The organism is Paenibacillus suaedae (genome assembly GCF_032337355.1).
GTDB classification, from domain to species: Bacteria; Bacillota; Bacilli; order Paenibacillales; family Paenibacillaceae; genus Paenibacillus_B; species Paenibacillus_B suaedae.
This window is the reverse complement of the sequence record NZ_JAVYAA010000001.1, coordinates 805,384-828,492: the sequence shown is the minus strand read 5'-3', so window position 1 is coordinate 828,492 and position 23,109 is coordinate 805,384. Positions and strand designations below refer to the sequence as shown.

Sequence of the window (23,109 nt, the reverse complement as noted above, 5' to 3'; positions counted from 1 at the left end):
TGTATCATTCCATAAATTGGGTGTATCGTTTCTCTATCCGAAGCAGAATCGTCACGATGATAAAGATAACGATCACCATAAGCGTCGCAGCCGCAGACAGCTTCTGTACATCCAGTCCGAGAAACATGTTGTTCATGTAGTGCTGAAGTGTATAGATGCTGTCATGTGGATAATCTCCTGCGATCAGGTACGTTTCACGGAATATCTTGAATGTATTCATAATCGACATCAGAACGACGAAGACCATCGTTGGGGTCAAGTAGACAAGTGTAATCCCATAACATTGAAACCACTTGCCCGCCCCCTCCAATTCAGCCGTCTCATAGTAATCTCGCGGGATGCTCTGCAGTCCTGCAAGGAATAAGATAATGTTGTAGCCGATATGCTTCCACAGGTAGAACACGGAAATAACGCCTCTCGCCCAGTCCGATTTCATCCAATCTATTTGTTCAAGCCCGGCAGTGTGCATCCAGGCGTTAAGTGATCCATTCCAATCAAACAGCACTTGCCACACCATTACGACGGAGGCAACGGGCACAACTAACGGCAGGACATAAGCCATTCGAAGAAATTGACGCAAATAGAGATTCCGGTTCAGCACGAGCGCGATTCCAAGTGACAGCACTAGCATCAGCGGGACATTCACTGCCGTGAACCAGAACGAATTCAAGGCAGCCTTGCGAAAAGAATCACTGTTCAACAGTTCCTCGTAATTCGAGAGCCCAACAAATGAACCGCCAACCGTTCGATCCAATACCGAGTAGACCAGCCCCATCCCAAACGGGATGAGATAGAATAATGCAAAGCCAATGGCGCTCGGCAGCAAGAATGTTGCTGCTACCAGCCCTTCTCTACAGCTTAGACGATTCCGCTTCATGACTTCTCAGAAGGGAAGAATGTAACAATTGTACTTCCATCTTGGAGGTTCACTTGGAACATTTCCTTGCCATCCTCTACACGCTTGTAGATGATGACGGGTTTACCTATTACTTGTGCTTCACCCGAATGGGCTCCTGCCATTTCAGGCTCATATCCATCAATAGGCACATCCAATTGCTTCAAGAATGCATTGGCTATCGCAATCGCTTCTGATTCCTGCAATTTCGCAACATGCGGAGCGTATGGCTCTAAACCAGTCGTTTGCACAAAATGAATCTGCCCTGTATCCACATCAGCATTGACTACAATCTCTTGATGCGGCTCCGCAAATGTCTTTCCTTTTTCCATTAAAATGATATTAAAGATATGGATCTTTTCTCCGGCCCTGATTCCCTTGGTGATTTGCGCGTTTGCGATGTCGAAGTTCTTCGTCTCAGGGAACCCACTGTAAATGCGCGCAAGCACTTCTTGTGCCGTTTTATTGCCGCTAATCTCATCCGCATATAAGTTCGTAATGACATAATCTGAATCCCCATCCTTCGTGACGAAGTTGCGCGCATCTTCTGTCCCGGATAGATTGAGCAAGGTGCGAATTTGTGCCGCTACGGTAGGACCGGTATAAATGATAATTGGCGCGAGGAGTACAACCGCAAGAACGCATGCTACCATACGAATGTTCAGATTTGATTTTGATGTTTCTTTATTTTTTTCATTGCGATATCGCTCATAAGAAGCTTCTTGAATGCGCTTCTTCATGTCAGATGGATTTTCCATTGCTTCCGCACAACCCTGAAGCTTATCGCGCAGTTGTTGTTCAATGGACATAAAGTTCTTTCTCCTTTTCAGGTTTACAGTATGGGCTAAGTTTACGAAGTTTTCCCAGTGCTGCGTGATGTCTGGACTTGACCGTTCCTACGGGGATGTCCAGCAATTCAGCGATTTCATCGAATGTATAATCATGATAATATCGCAGAATAATTACTGCGCGAAGCTTATAGGATAACTGATGAACGATGGTGAGCAGCTCCTGATGGGTCTCGGCCTCAAGGATCTGACGATCAGAGAAAATTGGCTCCTCCACCTCCAAAAGCTGCTTCTTCTCGAAGATTCGGAGTCTCCTCCATCTTTTGGTTCGCCACTTCTGCATTTGCTTCAGCACGATTCCATGCATCCAGAATCGGAAGGGACGGTTCGTATCGTAATTGTCGATGGATCGCCAGAGCTGAAAATATATCTCGTTCATAACATCTTCGATTTCATTTTTTTCCGTCATCAAAAAGACAACGGAGCGGTAGACTTCGGGGAATGACCATTCATAGATCACCTGAAAAGCAGACGAATCCCCTTCCTTCATCCGTTCAATCCAGTGCTCGATATTGATATCTTTCATGAAAAAAGGGCCCTCCTTGGTAAGCTTACAACCTATATTGCCTCGATCATCTGAAAAGGTTCGGTACTTTTCTATTTTTTTGGATGTAGGTCAGGGTTTTTACTAAAGTATCGGCTGCTGAGGGGAGTTGGGACGAATCGGACGAATTGAAAATGTCATTTGTATTCGATTATATCGCTAATGAAGCCCTGCGTCGTCGTCGGATTCACACAGTTCAAAAGCAGCAGCGCATTAAGAAAGCAACATATTGAAGGTTTTCATCTCGTGCTTCGTGCATACACGGACGGAGCATGGCAAGAACAGAAACCAAAAGGCGTGCAAGAGAAAAAATTCTTCTCATACACGCCTTTTTCATCTTTGTTCATTTCTCTATCAGATGCTGGATTAATCAAGTGCTGGATTAATCAAGTGCTGGATTATAGAGTACGAAACTTAAGCTTGGTGCAATCGATAAGGAACGAATACGTTCTTGTCTCCTTGGCTCCTTTTACGGATAATGCAAGCGACAAATTGACAATATCTCGATCCTGCAAGCCTTGATTGCGGATCCAGCCATGCAGTTCCTTCTTCGGACGAATCGTCTTGTTCACAAAGTCCGGATTATCCGATGCAATCTCGACCGCTTCTGCCGTTCTCCCTTTCACGCCGATGTTCGCTTTAGTTGCTACTTTTTGCAAATCAAGTGTAACCTTGTCTTTATCCGAATTGTTTGTAATCGTTACTTCGAAGTCTGTAGCCTTTTCCGTAACCCGAATCGAATGAACCGTAACCTCTATATCGTTCACCGTATAGGTTACTGGCAGCTCGTCCAGCTTCTTGTCGCTGCTGCCAGAATTCGCTCCCGGCTTCTTACGATTGTGAGTCTCGCCCTTTGACATGCCGCCATGATCGATAACGTCTGTACCGGCATTCTTCGGAATATCTTTACCCATCGGCGACATCGTTCGATTACCCATTGCCCCCGACAGTTCTCGCACTGGAAGTTGATTATCTATCGATACAGACAGCTTCTTTCCTTCCTCGTCAAGTCCGTACTCCTCAGCATTGGCTATTATCGCTGAAGTACCGAATGCGATTCCCGTAAACAAGATAGCACCGCATAAGAAGCCTATTTTCCATGTCTTCATGCTGTATCGTTCCCCTCGTCTCTTTCTTCTTCTCCCGATGCCGATTCGCATATCACTCTTTTATTCGACCATTCACATCGTGCTTCCATCCGTTTATCCTTATTGCCCGCTCCATCTCTCAACATGTATCACTAAGGTTTCATCCTGCTCTGCCTTATAGCTGCGTTCGACACGAGCCCCCGCTCCATCTACCTCCACGATTCCGTCTACTCGACTCACTTGGAAGAGCCAATCTGTATGCAGCGGGATGCGCAGGCGTGTCGCATATGCATCCGTGTTCGGATCGTACGTCAATGGGAACCAAGCGTACAGCTTGAGATCCTGCGGCGTACCAGGCGGCACATGGACAATGATCTCCAAGTCAACATGCGTACTGAGTTCCTCCACGATTCGCAGTGGCATCGAGGCTTCACAACAACCCTCAAATTGCACCGTTACTTCCGTAACGCCCGGGCGAAGCGGAATAACCGTACCATCATCCCGAACCTGCGCGATTTGCTCATCCTCCACACGGTACGCCGCACGAAGCGCTGACATCTTGAAGCCGGAATCGAACTCGATAATCGGATTCAGCCGGCACAGAGGCCCTGCGATCCCGACCTCTTGATCGCCATGCAGCGTAAGAGAGCAAGCCTTGCCACGCTTGCCGAAGAAGTGAATGAGCGGTGCAGACACCCTCGCCGCCCAATCCTTCTCCACGTGAGCCGCTCCAGGTTCATAGAGATAGACAAGCTCGTCATCTGCTTTGTAGCCAATGCTAAGCAAACTTTCCGCTGCTTCGCGCACATGCTTTTCCATGACCAGCAGCCCTTCGCGGCTGCCGACATCGATCCATATCTTCTTGATGGACTGCTTCGTGGTGAAGGTATGATACAACGGCACTTCTTCCAAGGTTTCAGGATACACGCAATACAAGTAAGGCGAGATAATCCCCAGCATACTGAATACGTCAGGACGCCGCAGCCCAATATGATACGTCACCTGTCCGCCCCTTGAAGAGCCCATTAAGGCCGTATGCTCCGGTTCTGGTCGCGTGCGGAATAAGGCATCCACATAAGGCTTGACCTCTTCAATCAGGAAGCGCTCATACTGATGGCCTCGCGGTTGGACTGAAAACTTATCGTCCTGATAACGAACGCCCTCCAAGTCATGCGTGAACTCATCTGCCCGCTCCATCCCCATATTCGGAATGCCGACAATGATGATCTCCTCCATACGCTGTTCGGCAATCAGCTTATCGGCGGCAGCGTGCACGTTCCATGAATAGCCGTTGAAGGCCGGATAAAAAATATTTTGACCGTCATGCATGTATAAGACTGGATACCGCTTGTTCGAATCTTGTTGGTAGCTCGGAGGAAGATAAATGAACAGTTCTCTATCGTTGTTCAGATATTCCGAGTGAAATGTTTCAACCCGCAGTATGCTTGATCCGTACTTCGTGTTCATCGCTCCTCCACCCTTTCCGACGCTAGATCAATCCAATTCTCGACTTCGTAATACAGCTCCAAACCATCGATAACCGTGAATTTGCGATATGGCACTTCTTGACCGTAACGATCCGTCTCATGTTTGCCCAAGCCACGGGAAATCCGGAACTCGAACGCCATATCCCGCGGCACCTCGAACGTGCCTCCATATTGCCCTTCATCGATTATTGGCAGCTCGATCCCTGCATACAGCCTTTCGGTAGGCGGCGTATTTTCGGGCACCTTTACGACCAACGTAACTGCAGCCGTCTCCGAAAGATACGGAATAACTGTAATTTCTGCATGTGCTGTGAGCTGATCATGATGATAGATGACGCGCGTCTTGCCCGACCGCTTCGGAATGAGCGTTCCATCCACGGTTACTTCTAGGATGCGGGGATCGGCCACTTCATACCGAGCGTTCAAATCCGTCATGACAAAGCCGCTGTCGTAATGAACGACCGCATTGAACCTTAGCGTCGGCCCCAGAATTCCGACTACATGGGAACCGTGCAGTTCAGCATGTACAGGCATACCGATATCTCCGAAGAAATAAAGGAGCGGCGCATGAACCCTTGCGGCCCAATCCTTCTGCGCGTGTCCGGAACCGACGGCATAGTAATACATCAGATCATTCCCCGGCTCATATCCGATCCGAACGAGCGTGTCTACGACCTGCCGCACATGCTTCTCCATAACGGTAAAGCCTTCCGCATCACCGACATCCATCCAGATCTTGAGATCCTTCTTTTCCGTATAGATATGACTTAGCCAGCGATCTTCCATCGTATCCGGATTTACGCTAACGACGAACGGACATAATGCCCCGATCATGCCGAACGTATCCGATTGGCGAAATCCGATATTGTAGGACACCAAGCCGCCAGCGGATGACCCCATTAAGGCAGTGTGCTCCTTGCCTGGAAGTGTACGGTATTCTCGATCGATATAAGGCTTCACTTCCTCTACGAGAAACTGCTCATACCGCTCACCTTGGTTCGCTGTGTTGAATAGGTTGTGCCCATCCGGATTCGCATGCATGTACTCCGCAATCCGTGCATCTTCGATATGGGAAATGGCCACCACGATGATTTCCTTCATCCTGCCTTCGGCTACAAGACGATCAACCGTAAGATGGACATCCCAGGAGTCTCCCTTGTGATCCGCGAAAAAGGCATGCTGCCCATCGTGCATATAGAGCACGGGATACCGCTTCTGTTCGTTCGTCCGATAGCTCGGAGGCAAGTAAATAAATACTTTCCTTCTATTAGATAAGATGCTCGAATAAAATTCGTCAATCTGAATAAGACGTGATGAATCCACTACGCATTTCTCCTTATAGAGGTTGTTCAAAAAGCCCGCTTTTGATCACGAAGCAACACGAGAAGCCATTCGGCATCGAATCTTGCTTTCACTCTCGAAGTCCAGTGCTCATGTAGTTTGCCTACACTCCGCCCTTCCTTCTTCGAGTTCTTGCAACCTTCTCGGTGCTGAAAAGCGCTCCTTTTGAACTCGCACATATATTGATCTACGAGGAGACTGGTAATTTCAAAAACTTCTCCTCGTGCACATACTCCACATCATCAATAAAGCTGTTCATAACGCCTACAAATGAATCGTATCTACTCAAGTCGAAAGTGACCCTCTCCGTATCTTGACCGAGAATTTCGGGACAGTGGCACGTGCACCATGCAATCAAGTTGGGATGGACTTTGGCGGCTTCATTGGCAATAAATTCGTTCAGTACGATGCCCGGCTGGCCATCGAACATGGTCAAAAAGGACTCCATCCCCTGGCTGTGTTCATATACATGAATCCGTTCTTCCGGCAAGCCCGATGCCTGCCTGATGACATCCGACCATTGGTTGTTGTTATAGCGATCCATGATGAGAAACTGCGGAGCTTCATTCAGCAAATCGCAGGATCGTTGAAAGCCCGCTTCCACATCAGGCATAATTTTATGAAACAGCGAGTCTTCAATATAACTGTCCACGACAAACACGGGAATCCCGAAGCCAAAGTAAGGCGTAATCGTCGCAAATCGCTCCTGATCCACATTGATTAAAAATACGCCGTCCAAATTCCGTTCCATAATAACCTTGTATGACGGTTCCGTATTGTCGATTTGCATATAAATAACATGATAGCCAAGCGCACTGCATTGCTGTTCGATCTTGCTTATCGTTTTGGCATACTTCAAATCTGAGCCAAAGCTTTGTTGATCGTCCTTGAATACCAGAATTCCAATCAAGCCCGACTTCTTTACTTTTAAAGAGCGGGCTGTTCGGTTCGGCACGTATTTGAGCTGCTGCGCGATTTTTAACACCTTGACGCGCGTCTCATTCGAAATGGATTGATTCTTAACGTCATTCAATATATAGGACACAGTAGCAATGGACACACCCGCTGCTTGGGCGATATCTTTTATCGTTGTCTTCTTCATCTTATTCGACCTCGCTTGGCTTAGACTTAAACGTTTAAGCCAATTAAAGCATACCGCCCATAGGGTGTCAATTTAGCCCTTGTCTCCCGCAGACCATATCTAGTCGCAGCTTCATTTATCTTCATTTAGCTTGATTCAGCCATCAATACCACCCAACCATACTCAGGCAAGTTAATTGTAACGTTGTTATTTTCCAACGCAAATGATCCATCTCCGAGCATCGAAGGTGATAACAACAACGAATCATCCAGCTCCAACGCAAAGGAGAACGCTCCTGCCTGCTCGCTATTATTGAAGCAAATATACATTTGCTCGTCAGCATGCTGTCTTCGGATGACCAAGTGATCTCCGGATGCATAAACGAATCGGAATGAGCCTTGCCGCAGTGCTGGATAGGCGGTACGCAAAGCGATCAGTTCCCGATAAAAACGCAGCAGTCCGCCATTCTGCTTCTCCTCTTCCCATACCATGGGCTTCCGGCAATCCGGATCCGGCCCGCCTGTCATGCCCACCTCGTCCCCGTAATAAATGCATGGGGCACCGAGGAATGTGAACTGGAACAGCGCTGCAAGCTTCATTTTGCGTTCATCTTGAGCCATGGTTAACAAACGCGGGGTATCATGGCTGCCCAATATCGTGAAGGTAGCTTCACCCACTTGCTTCGGATAGTCAGCCAACAGCCTGTTCACTTGATGAGAGAACTGTTCCGCATCGATTGTCCCTTTTGCAAAGAAATCAAGAATAGCCTCCGTAGCCGGATAATTCATAACCGCGTCAAACTGATCGCCGCGCAGCCAAGGCATCGCATCATGCCATATCTCACCCAAAATATAAAAGTCAGGCTTCAATCCTTTGCATGTTCTGCGGAACTCGCGCCAGAAATCATGGTCGATCTCATTCGCAACATCCAATCTCCAGCCATCGATATCGCATTCCCGAATCCAATATTGTGCGACTTCAAGCAAGTAAGCTTTGACCTCAGGATTGACCGTATTCAGCTTCGGCATGTGAGATTCGAAGGCGAAGCAGCGGTAAGATGCTCTCGGCTCCCGCACGAGCGGAAATTGCTCGATATGGAACCAGTCCCGATAGCGTGATGCTTCCCCATGCTTCACGACGTCCTGGAACGGAGCAAACCAATAGCCGCAATGATTGAATACCGCATCCAAGATAACGCGAATCCCCCGGTCGTGGCAGGCCTTCACCAGTTTCTTCAACAGGGCCACGTCGCCAAACTGCGGATCCACCTTCAAATAATCCGTCGTGTCATATTTATGATTCGTCTTTGCCTCGAACAACGGGGTAAAGTAAATGGCATTAACGCCAAGCTCGCTGATGTAATCCAGACGATCCAACACCCCTTGGAGATCACCGCCGTAGAAATCATCCTGCCCCGGATCGTCGGCTGTCCAAGGCCGCACCTGTTCAGGATCATTGTCAGGGTTCCCGTTGGCAAACCGATCAGGGAAAATCTGATAGAACACCGCATCCTTCACCCACGCCGGCGGCTGTAGCACCTCGCTTGACCATAAGAACGGATAGTCAAAAAACGTCAGTGGATCTGCTGGCTTTTCGGCAACGAATCCCTTTTCCGTATACCATATCGTCTGCTCGCCCGCAGCTAATTCAAAGGCATAACGAAGCCGCTTGTGCGGAGGAGCTACCTCCACATGCCAATAATCGAACAGTTCGTCACTGCCCATGATGAACATGGCAGCTTCCCTTACGGTCTTGTCCCAATCGTATTTATCACCATACAGAGCTGTGACTGACCGAAGATCACCTTTCTTCGCGCGCAGCCGGATATGGATCGTGTCGTTATCGTAAGAATAGCAATATGAATTTCCAGGTCTGTGGTAAATCGCTTCCAGTAACATAACAAACTCCTTTTTGTCGCTTTTGATCACGAAGATTATTCAGGATGTAAACTCGACGTCGAATCTTGCATTCACTCTCGAATTCCGCTGCTCATGTAGTCTCCTACATTCCGCTGCTCTTTCTTCGAGTTCTTGCAACCTTCTCGGTGCTGAAAACCGACTTTTAGACACTAATTTATGGTCGCTTTTGATCACGAAGATTGCTCAGGATGTACCCTGTCGTCAGCCTTTGTCTGCACCTGCCGTCATCCCATGAATGAGATACTTCTGGAAATACATATACAGAAACGTAATCGGCAGCGCTACAAGAACGGCGCCAGCAGCGAAGGTCGTAAAGCTTGAATTCGTCTCGTTCGCCACCATGTTGTACAAGCCTTGGGCTAGCGTCATCTTCTCAGATGATCTGAGCACGATTTGCGGCAGGATAAAATCCATGAATGGCGTAATGAAGCTGTTCAATGCAACAAACGTAATTGCAGGCAAAGACAGTGGCAATATGATTTTGAACATCGTCTCAAGGTGGCCCGCGCCATCAATATAGGCCGCTTCCTCCAAGCTTTTCGGAATCGTGTCGAAATGGCCCTTCATGACCCAAGTTCCCATCGAAATAGAACCGCCCGCATAGATGAGAATGAGACCCAAATGCGTATCAAGCAGCTTCGTCTGCATCAGCAGCACGAAGATTGCCATGATGGACAGAAAGCCCGGAAACATTTGAAGAATGAGCAATGTCATTAACCCTTGCTTTCTCCCTTTGAATCGAAAACGGGAAAATGCATAGGCCGTCGCTGCCACCAATGTCGTTGACAATGCCGCATTCGCAAGAGCGATCGTGACTGTGTTCGAAAACCATAGCACGAAATCCGTATTTCGAATCAGTTCCGTATAATGAGCGAGCGTGGGCTGATCAGGAAACATTCGGCTTACCATTAAGGAATTGCCCGGGTTAAGCGAAGTTCCGATCACCCAAATCAGCGGATATACCGTTGTCAGGAGCAGCACGGCAAACACCGCGTAAATGCCCGCCACGACCAAGTTGTTCAAAAATTTAGACATTTAGACCATATCCTCTTCTTGAGTTATCTTCATCCGCCGATAGTTCCATAAGGAGAATACGGTGATAAAGACGAACATAATGATCGAGACAGCAGAGGCCATATTGAACTGGCTTTGATTCAACGTCATCTTGAATATCCAAGAGATTAAAATATCCGTGCTGCCCGCGTAATAATAATCAGGCTGGGTCGGATTGCCGTCCGTTAGCATGTAGATCAAATTGAAGTTATTGAAGTTAAAAGCAAATTGCATGATTAAAATCGGTGCCGTCGCCGCTAACACGAGCGGAAGCGTCAGCTTGACGAATCTCTGCGTTCCAGTAGCTCCATCCACAGCGGCAGCTTCGTACAAGTCCTTCGGCATTGTCGTTAATACCCCTGACATCAATGCCATCAGGAACGGAGTGGAGAACCACAAGTTCACGAGCAGAATCGTAAACTTGGCCATTGTCGGATCAGACAACCAAGGTACTGGCGCGAAGCCGAGCTTGGTGATCATATCGTTCACAGGCCCGAATGAACCGTTCAGCAGAACCCTGAATACCAGAATCGATATAAATTGCGGAACCGCCCACGGCAAAATGAACATCGTACGCCAAAACTTTTTGAATTTCACTTTGGGATGGTTCACCATCAATGCTAGCAGAAGCCCACTAAAAAAGACGGACACCGTAGAGGCCGCAGCCCAGATGATGTTCCACACCGAAATGCCGAAGAAGGTGTTGCGCCACGCTTCTTGTGCAAATAAATCATAAAACGAGCTTAGCCCCGTCCAATCTACTAGGTTGCGGTCGGGAATATGGTTCGGAGCCGAATAGTTCGTGAAGGCAATCAGCACATTGAAGATGAGCGGCACTACCGTTACGAACAGCACGAAGCAGATAGAAGGCAGCAACAGCAGATATGGGAAATGCCGAAGCTTCGTCTGCTTGATGGATTCGATGAACCCCGGAGCAGGGTGTCCTTCATCCCGCAATGCTCCGTTTCTCTTTGCGTCATAAATATTCAGGACATAGCACCCGGCGAACAAGAGAATGAGCACCAACGTAATAAGTCCTTCAATCATCATGAAAATAGAATGATCGCCTTCGAACACTTGTCCGGCAACCACCTTCGTAGGCGCGTCGCCTAACGTTATCAGCCCTCTTATTCCTCGATAAGCAATCGGATAGTAGATCCAAAAGAATAACTGTGCCGCGATCATCCACAGCAAGCCCTTCATATACTGCTTGTTGTACAGCTGGCCTGATCCGATACACACAGCGGAGAATACAGCCGCTTTCGTCCGATGCCGACGGGCACCTGTTGTCAGTTCCATTCGGAAGACCGCCTTCGTCGATTTTTTAGATGTAGTTCAAAAAGTCCGATTTTGAGCACGATGTAATTCAGGATGTAGCTATTTTTTTGTCTGAATCGCTGTATTGATCTGCTCGACTGCCTTCTTTAAAACTTCGCCTGGTTGTTGATTGTCATTCCATATTGCAGCAAGGGCAGCCCCCGCCGGCACCCATACGTTGCCCATTTCTGGGATGGACGGCATTGGAGCAGAATGCTTCGTTTGTTCCAGAAAGGCAAGTGCGTTCGCATTCCCCTTGATGCTCGGCTCCTCCATCATGTCTTGTCTCGGCGGCAGTTGTGTTGTCATTTCATATCGCTTGACGAGATTTTTGCGAGAGGTCGCATAGCTCGCGAACAGCTTCGCAGCAACCGGATATTCGGTATAGGAACTCACATACAGCGCCCGGATGCCGGACATGCTTCGCGGATGTTCTCCATTAGGCAGCAGAGGAAGCGGCGCCACTCCGAAATCGATGCCCGCGCTCTTCACGTCCGTCATGAGCCAAGGCCCTCCTATGATAGCAGCTGTTTTCCCTTCCATGAAAAATCCGGTAATGATATTGTCGTTCATATCGTTGCTGTTGACAGGCAGTATTTTTTTCAAAGATTGAAAGAACTCGGCTCCTGCAATCGATTCCGCATTGCTCAACCCGATATCGCCAGCATCCTTCCCTCCGCTTCCAAATATGTATCCTCCATAGCCTGCTAGAAACGAGTAAGATTGATATAACTGACCTACATTCCACATAAAGGCGTACTGTTTGTTTTTTGGATCGTTATACGTTTCAGCGAACCGAATGAGCTCTTGGTAAGTGGCAGGAGCTTTACTCAGCAGTTTTTTATTGTAGTACAGCGCATACGTATCGATCGCAGTTGGAAAACCGTAGAACACCCCATCATAGGTGACACCTTCTAGGGCGGAATCCATAATTTGATGTTTCATTTGTTCGTCGTATACATCATTTTGCAGCACGAGCCCTGCCATGACGGCATTCCCCAAATGATCATGCGGCGCGGAAAACACATCGGCCCCGATTCCGGCAGGTCCATCCGTCGTCAGTTTCGTGACAGCGTCGATTGACGGAACCGCCACTACTTTTACACCAATCCCATATTCCTGTTCGAAATCTTCTGCGACCGCTTTCAAAAAATCCAGTTCAGGCCCCTTCGATTCCCATACGAGCAAATGGGCTCCCTTCTCCGGCTGCGATCCGGTTTCCCCTTCTCCCTGATGTGCATTCTTCCCTTCAGCTTCCGGAGATGTTGAGGTCGCATGCTGTACGCCGCAAGCCGAGAGCAGCATCATGATGCACAATGAGACCATCAACATTGAAATGAAGAAGCGTTTAGACACTTTCTTCCCCTCCCATCCCATCTATTAGTTGTTGAATTCAAGCAGAAACATCTTTCACATCATGACAGGTTAACTGAACTTAAACGTTTAAGTAATTTCAGTAACATGATAACTTCTAATGCCCGATGCCGTCAAATAAAAATTGTGGAACCAGGGACAACATGAAGAAAATAAGCTGCTGTTCGTAGTAAGTTCCAAAAACAAAAACCCCCATATCCGCTAGGGACACGAGGGCTATGACGATATGAATGTGGGTATTAGCAATCAAAATACAAGCTATATTCTTGCGGATGGATGCGGATCGCTACGGATTTGGCTTCCTTGCGTTTGATATGCAAATAATTTTCGATAAATGCTTTGGTAAATACGCCGCCTTCAAGCAAGAATTCATAGTCAGCTTCAAGTGCATCAAGTGATTCTTCCATCGTCGCTGGAACGCTGCGAATCTCACGCTTCTCCGCATCCGACAGTTCATAAATATTGCGGTCATATGGACCATAACCAAGCTCTGTAGGATCCAGCTTGCGCTTGATTCCGTCGAGACCTGCCATCAACATTGCAGCGAAGGCCAGGTATGGATTCGCCGTAGAATCCGGTGTACGGAACTCAATCCGGCATCCCTTCGGTGTAACAGCCGCTACCGGAATACGTACAGCCGCAGAACGATTGCCTTTCGAGAACACAAGATTTACAGGCGCTTCATATCCCGGCACAAGTCGCTTAAAGGAGTTCGTGCTCGGATTCGTCAATGCGATAAGCGCTGGCGCGTGGTGCAAAATTCCGCCGATATAATGCAGTGCCATCTCGCTCAAGTTCGCATAGCCGCCCTTTTCATAGAACAACGGTGTATCGCCGTTAAAGATCGATTGATGCACGTGCATCCCGCTTCCGTTATCCCCGAACAGCGGCTTCGGCATGAAGGTCGCTACTTTCCCGAAGCGGCGTGCCGTGTTGTGCACAATATATTTATACTTCATCAGGTTATCTGCAGTACGCGTCAGTGAATCAAAGCGGAAGTTGATCTCGCCTTGCCCTGCCGTTGCAACCTCATGGTGGTGACGTTCAATGCGAAGTCCTGCTTCTTGCAGCAGGCTGCACATCTCACTGCGCAAGTCTTGTTGTGTATCGATCGGCGCTACGGGTACATATCCGCCTTTTGTATGAATCTTGAAGCCCAGGTTCCCTCCCTCTTCCTTACGGTTCGTGTTCCAAGAAGCCTCTTCGGAATCGACGAAGAAGGAAGAACTGTTCATTGTATTCTCATAACGAACATCATCGAAGATGAAAAATTCAGATTCTGGCGCAAAGTAAGCATCCGTGCCTACTCCTGTGGTTGCCAAATACTCTTCCGCCTTCTGTGCAATGCTGCGAGGATCACGCTCATAACGCTCGCCGTCAGGCGTGAAGATGTTGCACATAATAATGAGCGTCGGACGTGCCGTAAATGGATCGACATAACTGCTCTCCGTATCTGGCATCATGACCATATCGGATTCTTCAATTCCACGGAAACCAGTAATCGAGGAACCGTCAAACGCAACGCCGTTCTCGAACGTGCTCTCATCCACTTCGGATGCAGGCAAGCTGATATGATGCGCACGACCTAACAGATCAATAAAACGAAAATCCACATACTCAATTTGTTTCTCTTTCATTAACTCCAACACGGTATTGACTGACATCTCGATTCCTCCCCAATCCGAACATTTCATATTCTTTTCACCCGAATGTTCACTTTGTATTATTTGTTGAAATTATTATATGTAGCAGGATGCTCTTTCGTCAATACTCATGTAAGGTATTTTTTTATTGTATGTAAGGTTATCTAACATTAAAATTGATTCCATTCCCTACACACCTTAAATACTCATGATCATTCTGGTATATTTTAGACTAACTTCATCAATACCTGATCGTTTGAACTAATTTTTATCAACACACTACGTTTCGGTACATAACCTATCATTCATTTTATTTGCACAATCACACATATAGATAAGTTTTATCATTAAAAATTTCAGCTGCTTCAATTCCTTACTCGTCTAAGAAATCATCTTTTATATCCGTATTTTTCATGCTTACACCAGCATCAACTTTTACACCTGGAGGTTCATCGGTCAATCTTCATTCCTGAACGCATTCGAGATTTCCAAAGGAAACCGGGCTACAAAAGTGATTCTGAGGTTAACGCTTAATTGAGGATAAATAAAAACAGGATGGGCAAAAAAATCGCTCCATCCTGTTACGTCTATGATTCTTTATAATTCTTCGCGGTAATGACAGTTTCAAATTCAAAGGTTTCTGGCAGATGGTCGGCGTAAGAGTACTCAAAGGTGCGTCCGTCAGTCAGGTAGGCTACCTGTTCGACCCGCATCAGGAAATCCTGATCCTGCACGTCCATAAACTGCTTTTCCCTTTCATCTGGGCGAATCCCTTTGACCCGGACAATCGATGTCCCCACTTCAAGACCAAGCTTGTTTTGTATGTGCGAGTATATTGATTGCTCTAGAACCGATGCTTCAACACCTGGTATGACCGAAATCGGCATCCATGTATGCTCCATAATCGTTGGAATACCGTGAATGATGCGGAGACGGATGATTTTATAGACAAAATCGCCGGCTGCAATCCCCAATTTTCCGGCAATGGTTTCATCTGCGCCGACAATCACAAACTCGATGATCTTGCTTTCAACCTCACTGCCGTATACAGCTTTCGTACCGGTTAAGGTCTGAATCATTCGCGCCTTCTCCTGCTGATGCCAATCCTGTACCACCGTTCCACTGCCCCGTCGGCGGATGATGTAGCCGTCACGAACTAACAGATCCAACGCCTTTTTGATGGTGAGAACCGACACACCGAATTCTTCAGCAAGGATCGGGCTGCTTGGGATTTTCTCATTGACTTTATACTCACCGTCTAAAATCTGCTGTTTGATTTTTTGGTAAATGGCGAGGTATTTTACTTGCGTAGACCCGCTTGCCATTTCCTCGCCTCCTATGTGCTGGATGTTCTGCTTAGACACCTTCTATTCATTCAAATGCAATGCCTCAAGCTTATAAACGGAAGGGGATGGTGCTGCAAATCCGTTCTCCAAGATTTCCATGCTTGTTATCGCCTCTTCGTCTTTTACAAGCTTTGCTGCGCCATGTACGATGGTTTCATACGCTGCATCATAGAAACGACCGTAATCGCCAAGCGGAGTTTTGATTTGTTTTTCAATCCAATCACCGTTCGCGTTCCGGTATTTTGCAATGCCATAGTACATCGGTGAATCTTCACCAAAGCCTGCACTCTCAGGCATAATGCCTGCTTTCAGATCATTTTCCTGCTGATCTTCACCGTACTTGATGAATGAGCCATTTGTTCCGTGAACGATAAAGCGCGGATAATCTTTTGCTACGACATGGTTGGTTTTCAGTTTAACTTTCAGTTGGTGTCCGTAATGAAGATCCACATCGAAATAGTTATCAATCGCACCTGCCACTTCATTATTGCGAATATCGTAGGTCACCACATCTGGACGTCCGAATAGCGAAACCATGCGATCCATCATGTGAATACCTAAACCGTAGAATGAACCTTCTTCTTTCGCACCTTCGCGGCTGATTGAACCAGGACGGAAGTAATCAATATGCGATTCAACTTCAACAATGTCACCAAGGAAGCCTTGTTCAACGACCTGCTTCACAGCTAAGAAATCACCATCGAAGCGACGGTTTTGGTAAGGCATCACGACTACACCCTTTTCGCGGCCTAAAGCTAATAATTCTTTCGCGTGTTCAACGGTATCGCAGAATGGTTTTTCAACGATAACTGATTTCCCTGCAAGTATAACTCGTTTCGCCAATTCGTAGTGCGTGTGTGCTGGCGTACAGATCGTCACCAATTGAATTTCTTTGTCGTTCAATAGTTCATCCAAATCAGTGGTGAAGGCAACACCCTTTTCGCGATATGGAGCCGCTAATTGTTCGTTAACGTGCCGGACATAAATTGTTTTTACTTTTATATGCTTACGCGTATTCACGTAAGGCAAATGATAACGGTTGGCTGACTTCCCAAACCCGATAAAGCCCATTGTTAATGTCATGTTCTTCAACTTCCTTTTTCAGAAATTATTTCTTTGTTTATTATATATGTTTAAATTAAAAAGTATATAGTTTTTGTTTTGAAAGTATATAGAAAAAGAGGTAAACCTAATTGTTTAGGCTTACCTCTTTTTTTGCGCCATTTTTATTTTTCCCACGTATCAAAAAAGGCTGGCTCCATCTTCTTCGTATCAAACGACTTGCCACACAGTGGAGCAAGCTGCTCCAGCTCGCGCAGCAGGCCAGCGAATTGATCCGGGAAGAGAGACTGCACCCCATCGCCTGTCATCGAATTGTCTGGATCGGTATGCATTTCAATAATAAGACCGTCCGCACCAGCAGCTACAGAAGCCTTCGACATCGTCTCAACAAGCTCGCGGCGTCCTGTCGCATGGCTTGGATCGGCAATGACCGGCAAGTGGCTAAGCTGCTTCATAACCGGAATTGCAGTCAAATCAAACGTATTCCGTGTATACGTCTCGAATGTGCGAATACCGCGCTCACACAGCATGACATTTGGATTGCCTCCTGCCAATATATATTCCGCAGCATTAAGCCACTCGTCATAAGTTGCGCTGAAGCCGCGCTTGAGCAATACCGGTTTGCCGCATTCTCCAAGTTTGCGCAGCAGATCGAAGTTCTGCATATTCCGTGTGCCTACCTGCAAAATATCCGCATGCTCCGCACAAATATCTACATATTCAGGCGTCATCACTTCTGTAATGGTAAGAAGTCCGTGCTTCTCGCCCGCTTCCTTCATCATCTCTAGTCCTTCCACGCCTATGCCTTGGAAGCTGTACGGTCCCGTACGCGGCTTGAATGCTCCTCCGCGCAGAACTTGTCCGCCTGCTGCCTTCACCAACCGTGCAATCTCATTGATTTGAGCAGGTGATTCAACCGCACACGGCCCTCCCATAACTACCAAATTGCCGCCGCCGATTTTCACGCCGCGTATTTCAATTACCGTATCTTCCGGATGGAAGTCACGACTTGCCAGTTTGTATGATTTCGTAATTTTAACCACGTTCTCTACGCCCTTCATTTGTCTAAGATGTTCTGCCAACTTCGGCTCCGCATGTCCAATTATCCCAATTACCGTATGAGCCGTGCCACGGGATATATGAACTTGATTGCCTTGCCCTTCAATGATGCTGGCTATATTCGCGATCTGTTCTTCAGATGTCTCATTATTTACAATAACAATCATGATTGTACACCCTTTCTATGCGCAGTGCCAGTTAACCCCTTAAAGCAGAAATGCGTTCATCGATGACACTTCTTATTGTAGTTTTACTTTTATATTCACTTTAATACTTTAATGCGTATAAGCTTTTATGCTTTTAACTATTAAAGAAACTATACAGAACAACTACCGGATCGTCAACCCTTTGTTGCAACTATTTTCCGAGTAAGTTGTCACAATCGGAGTTTTGACAATTCGTCATATATAAAAAAAGAATCGTGCTGAATAGGCACGATTCCTTCGCATCCTCATTCTCATTGAGGCAGCTATTAAAACTTTCGCACAACCATATATGGCTCTTCTCATTGCGAAATCACTTGCATGAACTGCTGAACAGTTATATGAATATAACGAGTTCTCTCCATGGGTTCGGTTTGAAATCTATCATATAATAAGAAGTACATGACCAATGTCATCTGGACATTGCGTATTGCAGAGAAGAGGTATTCATCATCCTTACTCACATGCTGTTTCAATAATTGATACAAAGGCTGTATTCCCTCTTCTATCGTCACAACAAGCCGATTCCGTACTTCTTGATTTCGTTGCGCTTCTCCGAAAAACATGACAATTAGCTCTTTTTTGTCATGCAGCATATCCATCAAATTTGCAAAATACATATTTAGCATCACATCTAATGGTTGATTTTGCAAGGGATCCATAGTTGCTGTATTCTTCAATTCATGATTAAGGGTGTGCTTCTCTAAAATTGCCCAGAGCAATTCTTCCTTGGAATTGAAATAATGATAGATTAATCCGTCCGTGACCTCTGCTTCACGAGCGATATCTTTGGTCGTGCTTGAGTCATATCCCTTTTCAGAAAAAACTCTTAACGCAGAATCGATTAATTTGTTCTTGGTTTCAAGTGCTTTTTGTTGACGAAGAGTGATTTTTGTCATTTGCGGCTCCATTTAACGAATATTTCATGTTCAAAAAGTCTGGCTGGGCTTTTAGAACAACCTTTAGACTGATTTACTATCAAACTAACAAATCAATCTATACATGTCAATTTTTCTCCGAAGCAGTGCTCGTTTTCATAGGTATACCAATAGTACAAGGTATTGCCGCGATAGCGCTGACCATAAATCCCGCCAACAGCAAGGAGAAGTTTACTGCTAACCCATCGATAGATGCTATGGATAGCCATAACGTAGATGCAATCGAACCTAGGTATCGTATGACATAATAAATTCCAGCCGCTATTCCTGCTCCTTGTGCTTCTCCAGCTTCCAATGCCGTTGCCTGTATTGCTGCATTTCCACTTCCGAGGCTAAGCCCAGCCAAACCGACACCAACAATAAACAGTGCTAATAGTTGGCTTGAGCTTGCTATCAAGAGTAGTCCACCCGCAATGGCAGCGAGTATACATCCGGCGAGAACAGCTGGGCGCTTTCCAAATCGATCGCTCATTGCACCTCCTGCTGCTGTAGCTGCGATCATAGCGACGGAGAAGACAAGCATTACCGTTCCACTTCCTGCATAATTAAAATACCACTTTTCTTTTACAAGCAAAGGCACGCACATCAGCAACAGATACACCATGAAATTGTTTAAGAATACCGATGCAGCAGCAGCTCGAAAGGAGCGAATTTTAAACAGCTCTCTTACTAATCGAAGAAGTACAAAATCATTCGTTTGCCTTATTTTCTTTTGCGTCTTTCTAGCTCGGCATATTAGGTTCTTGTTCGCTAATAACGTAATAGGAAAAAGCATCAGTATTAATGTAACTATAAATTGGAAACGCCAATGATAATAATGAATAAATAAGCCACCTAGCGGCGGTCCTAGTGCAGCTCCTATCCCAGCTGCAGCCCCTAACAATCCAAACATTCTCCCTTGTCTTTCAGTCGGCGTCATCTCACGCAATCGTACAGAACTAGCTGGCACGAGTGCAGCGCCCCCACTCGCTTGGATGAGTCTGCCTATTAACAAGCCCATAAAGGTCGGGGCAAGCCAACATATTATTGTTCCTAACGCAAACATGACTGTACCGCTAAAAAGAATTGGCCTGCTGCCGAATCGATCCACGAATCGTCCTGCGAAGATTTGAAAGACAGCCATCCCTATTAGATATATCGTGACTACCCATGCCCCTTGGGAAAGCGGCACTTGGAACTCGTTCGCTATTGGTTCCAGAGCTAATGCAACCATGGATGAATTGAGCGGAACCACAAATGTTCCAATAATCATACAAATGATAGTAAAGTTATGCCTCATGTCGCCCCCGCCTTCATCGCAACAGTTGTACCATGCCTGTTGTTCCGTTCACGATAACCCCGATCACCATCAGAAAGGAATTTCGTAGCATTTTCGCATGCCATGACCGCAGGAATGCCATATTCTCTGGCTACAATTGCCGAGTGTGACAATACGCCACCTGTATCCGTTACAACAGCTGCAGCTACAGAGAAAAGTGGTGTCCAAGCTGGATTCGTATTCACGCATACGAGAATATCTCCCCGCTTCAGTTTATGGAACTCTTGAGGCCCTCGAATCACCTTAACGACACCTTGAGCTTCCCCTTGGCTTGCCCCGGCTCCAGTGAGTACTTTTTCTTCAATTTCTGACTTATTGATGACATCGGAACTTCTGTAATTATTCATTCGGTTCCATACTTCTCGGCGCTGAAGTGCGAGTTCCGCCATTCCCGCTTCATGTTTGTCAGCAATCATCCTCTCCAATTCATTGAACGTAACAAAATACAGATCCCGTTCATCCCGTATTTTCTCTTCTGCTATAAGCCACGCAGCAACTCGCTTGATACGGTCGCGTAGAATCGCAACAATCTCTTCGTACATATCCAACGTAGCCTCGCGAGCGACCCAAAATCCCCTAGTCATATCCAGCGCATTTTCGAACGTTTCAATCCATTGCGGCTTTTTCAATCGTCGTACGATTTCCGCACGGGCATTATGATATTCTTCTGTTCGTTCCTTCTCATCATCAATCAGCCCCTCTGGATGTTGAATCAGAGCTTGGACCATGCTTAAGACGTTGTCAGGCTCATCTCTCCATGACGGATAGCTCGGCTGCGGTTCCATTCCTGATGCACATCGGCATCCGTGTTTGCTCAAGAAGCGTCCAATCGCTTCCTTGAATGCCCTACAGCCATCACTATTCATAATAGTCTCGTACATTCTGCCAAACGGCTGCTTCTCCAATATGTCCAAAACAACAGGACTGGCAACCGCAACTCTAGCTAACTCCTTCATGTCCCGGTTTGCAACAGCCGTTTTATAATCCAGAGCCTGCAGCAATTTTTGCTTCATTAAATAGACTTGCTTTACATTCGCACGATGAAGCATCTTGTCCAGCTTGCTCTGGGCCGCGACGCCAGCGGCCATATATTTTCGGAAACGGCGATACATAAGCTCACTTATCACCCCTTCCAATTTCTTAATCTCCCTAACCAAATCTTGCGGTGAGGAATCCAGATGGACGGATTCAACAGGAAGCAGGGAACGCAAATACGGTTGGTCTACCTGCAGCCACTCTTGCAGCGGGTCATACTTGATCCAGCCTTTCAGCTTCAACCAGGCAACCGGAAGAGCAGCTATCGTTCGCAAGTTGGCTGGAACCGGCGGATTGAATAAAATTAGTCCAGTCGGATGCTGATAGGAAATATCTTCAGGCATTTCTATACCTAATTCTTTTGCTGCCCTCCTTACTCCGGCAAGTGCTGGAGTAAGACTACTATCAAAATCTAGCGGACGCAGCGGCTCAGGAAAATGGTCAACGAGTACGGGTAAAAACCGCTTACGAGCAAAACGAGGAATTCGTCCGAGATAAATCCAACCAGCGTACACCTGCTCGTCTTCATCGGGAAGACGGATCGCTCCATCTGTTGCATGCTGCAAGCTGTGCAATGTTGTTATAGGACGGGACTGAAGCAAGTAAATTCGGTCATGTTTCACGGCCCACTCGATATCCTGCGGCGAACCATAATGCTCCTCCACTTTTTTGGCTATGCGACAAAGATCTATAACCATCGAATCCGACAAACAAGGTCTCGTCTGTAACTGGGGTGGAACCGGCACGACGACACTTCCCTGCTCCTGTTGGACTACCATCTCTTCCTTTTTTCCAATTTCGCAATCAATGATTTCAAGGGTTTCCTTCGCAATCCGATAGGTATCTGGGGTAACAATTCCAGACACTACAGCTTCACCGAGACCTAAGCTCGCCGTGATTAACATCTGATCGTGGCAACTATTCAAGGGATTGACTGTGAACAGAACGCCCGCAGCATCGGAGTCCACCATTTCTTGCACAACGACACTCAATGCAACGGAGCTGTGGGTAAATCCCTGTTGATTGCGGTAATGTACAGCTCTCTCTCCCCACAAGGAAGCCCAACATTCCCGAACGGAGTGGAGCAAAGCCTCTTCTCCATGAACGCCCAGAAAGGTCTCTTGTTGTCCGGCAAAAGACGCCTCAGGTAAATCTTCAGCGGTAGCCGAGGATCGCACTGCCACCCTGACTTCGTTGCCCAATTGGCGATAATATTCGCGAATGCGCTCCTCAATCTCTGGAAGCATTGGTGTTTCCAAAAACAATTTTCTGGAAGAATGGCTTTGATATTCCGGATCATGGCTATGTTCTCTTTCCAATTCCTCCAGCTTACTTGCGATAATCGTTTGCTCAATCTGACGCTTATATGCCAAAGCCGATATACTAAAAGCTCGCGGAATCGGAAATCCTGCCCGGATCATTTCCCCGAGATTCGCCCCCTTTCCTCCAACCAGAGAGATGTCTCCTTTTCCCACATGATGAATCCAAAGCACCAAGTCATTTTCCAATCGGACATCCATAAATTTCGAACCTCCTTGACCCTTTTAAGATGTAATAG

Annotated in this window: 18 protein-coding genes; all 18 read right to left on the bottom strand. The window is 46.8% G+C overall.

The window, feature by feature from the left end:
* Positions 1 to 4 precede the first annotated feature (4 nt).
* Positions 5 to 877: a carbohydrate ABC transporter permease gene (locus tag RQP50_RS03650; protein WP_315743319.1), complete on the bottom strand. Its 873-nt coding sequence runs from the start codon at positions 875 to 877 to the stop codon at positions 5 to 7.
* Positions 874 to 1,704, bottom strand: a complete 831-nt coding sequence (locus RQP50_RS03645; RefSeq protein WP_072731347.1) for a hypothetical protein — start codon at positions 1,702 to 1,704, stop codon at positions 874 to 876. Before RQP50_RS03645 ends, RQP50_RS03650 begins: the two co-directional genes overlap by 4 nt.
* Positions 1,694 to 2,269, bottom strand: a complete 576-nt coding sequence (locus RQP50_RS03640) for a sigma-70 family RNA polymerase sigma factor (protein WP_072731348.1) — start codon at positions 2,267 to 2,269, stop codon at positions 1,694 to 1,696. Before RQP50_RS03640 ends, RQP50_RS03645 begins: the two co-directional genes overlap by 11 nt.
* Positions 2,270 to 2,685: 416 nt before the next feature.
* Complete coding sequence (locus tag RQP50_RS03635; protein ID WP_315743316.1) at positions 2,686 to 3,396, bottom strand: hypothetical protein; 711 nt, start codon at positions 3,394 to 3,396, stop codon at positions 2,686 to 2,688.
* A 99-nt stretch (positions 3,397 to 3,495) separates the two neighbouring features.
* Complete coding sequence (locus tag RQP50_RS03630; protein WP_315743314.1) at positions 3,496 to 4,842, bottom strand: alpha/beta hydrolase; 1,347 nt, start codon at positions 4,840 to 4,842, stop codon at positions 3,496 to 3,498.
* Positions 4,839 to 6,185, bottom strand: coding sequence for an alpha/beta hydrolase (locus tag RQP50_RS03625; RefSeq protein WP_315743312.1), 1,347 nt, complete (start codon positions 6,183 to 6,185; stop codon positions 4,839 to 4,841). The genes RQP50_RS03630 and RQP50_RS03625 overlap by 4 nt, the downstream gene beginning before the upstream one ends.
* Positions 6,186 to 6,390: 205 nt before the next feature.
* Positions 6,391 to 7,305, bottom strand: a complete 915-nt coding sequence (locus RQP50_RS03620) for a LacI family DNA-binding transcriptional regulator (protein WP_315743310.1) — start codon at positions 7,303 to 7,305, stop codon at positions 6,391 to 6,393.
* A gap of 125 nt (positions 7,306 to 7,430) precedes the next feature.
* On the bottom strand, positions 7,431 to 9,182 hold the full coding sequence (locus tag RQP50_RS03615; RefSeq protein WP_315743308.1) for a glycoside hydrolase family 13 protein: 1,752 nt from the start codon (positions 9,180 to 9,182) through the stop codon (positions 7,431 to 7,433).
* A 222-nt stretch (positions 9,183 to 9,404) separates the two neighbouring features.
* A complete protein-coding gene (locus RQP50_RS03610; protein ID WP_021253980.1) occupies positions 9,405 to 10,238 on the bottom strand; it encodes a sugar ABC transporter permease in 834 nt (277 codons plus the stop codon).
* Positions 10,239 to 11,555 carry a carbohydrate ABC transporter permease gene (locus RQP50_RS03605; protein WP_315743306.1) on the bottom strand — a complete coding sequence of 439 codons (1,317 nt, stop codon included), beginning with the start codon at positions 11,553 to 11,555 and terminating at the stop codon, positions 10,239 to 10,241.
* Positions 11,556 to 11,633: 78 nt separating this feature from the next.
* Positions 11,634 to 12,929 carry a sugar ABC transporter substrate-binding protein gene (locus tag RQP50_RS03600; RefSeq protein WP_315743304.1) on the bottom strand — a complete coding sequence of 432 codons (1,296 nt, stop codon included), beginning with the start codon at positions 12,927 to 12,929 and terminating at the stop codon, positions 11,634 to 11,636.
* Positions 12,930 to 13,186: 257 nt separating this feature from the next.
* Positions 13,187 to 14,611 (bottom strand): type I glutamate--ammonia ligase, encoded by a 1,425-nt coding sequence (glnA, locus tag RQP50_RS03595; RefSeq protein ID WP_028531881.1) that lies wholly within the window; start codon positions 14,609 to 14,611, stop codon positions 13,187 to 13,189.
* Positions 14,612 to 15,177: 566 nt separating this feature from the next.
* Complete coding sequence (locus RQP50_RS03590) at positions 15,178 to 15,915, bottom strand: GntR family transcriptional regulator (protein ID WP_315743301.1); 738 nt, start codon at positions 15,913 to 15,915, stop codon at positions 15,178 to 15,180.
* A gap of 42 nt (positions 15,916 to 15,957) precedes the next feature.
* Positions 15,958 to 17,019: an oxidoreductase gene (locus tag RQP50_RS03585; RefSeq protein ID WP_315743299.1), complete on the bottom strand. Its 1,062-nt coding sequence runs from the start codon at positions 17,017 to 17,019 to the stop codon at positions 15,958 to 15,960.
* A gap of 143 nt (positions 17,020 to 17,162) precedes the next feature.
* Entirely contained in the window at positions 17,163 to 18,224 is a 1,062-nt protein-coding gene (gene aroF, locus RQP50_RS03580) for a 3-deoxy-7-phosphoheptulonate synthase (protein ID WP_065294100.1), read from the bottom strand.
* 338 nt (positions 18,225 to 18,562) lie between these two features.
* A complete protein-coding gene (locus tag RQP50_RS03575; RefSeq protein ID WP_315743296.1) occupies positions 18,563 to 19,159 on the bottom strand; it encodes a TetR/AcrR family transcriptional regulator in 597 nt (198 codons plus the stop codon).
* Positions 19,160 to 19,265: 106 nt separating this feature from the next.
* Positions 19,266 to 20,477, bottom strand: a complete 1,212-nt coding sequence (locus RQP50_RS03570; RefSeq protein WP_072731366.1) for an MFS transporter — start codon at positions 20,475 to 20,477, stop codon at positions 19,266 to 19,268.
* The gene (locus tag RQP50_RS03565; protein ID WP_315743294.1) at positions 20,474 to 23,071 is read right to left on the bottom strand and encodes a PEP/pyruvate-binding domain-containing protein; all 2,598 of its coding nucleotides are present in this window, start codon (positions 23,069 to 23,071) and stop codon (positions 20,474 to 20,476) included. Before RQP50_RS03565 ends, RQP50_RS03570 begins: the two co-directional genes overlap by 4 nt.
* Positions 23,072 to 23,109: the final 38 nt, after the last annotated feature.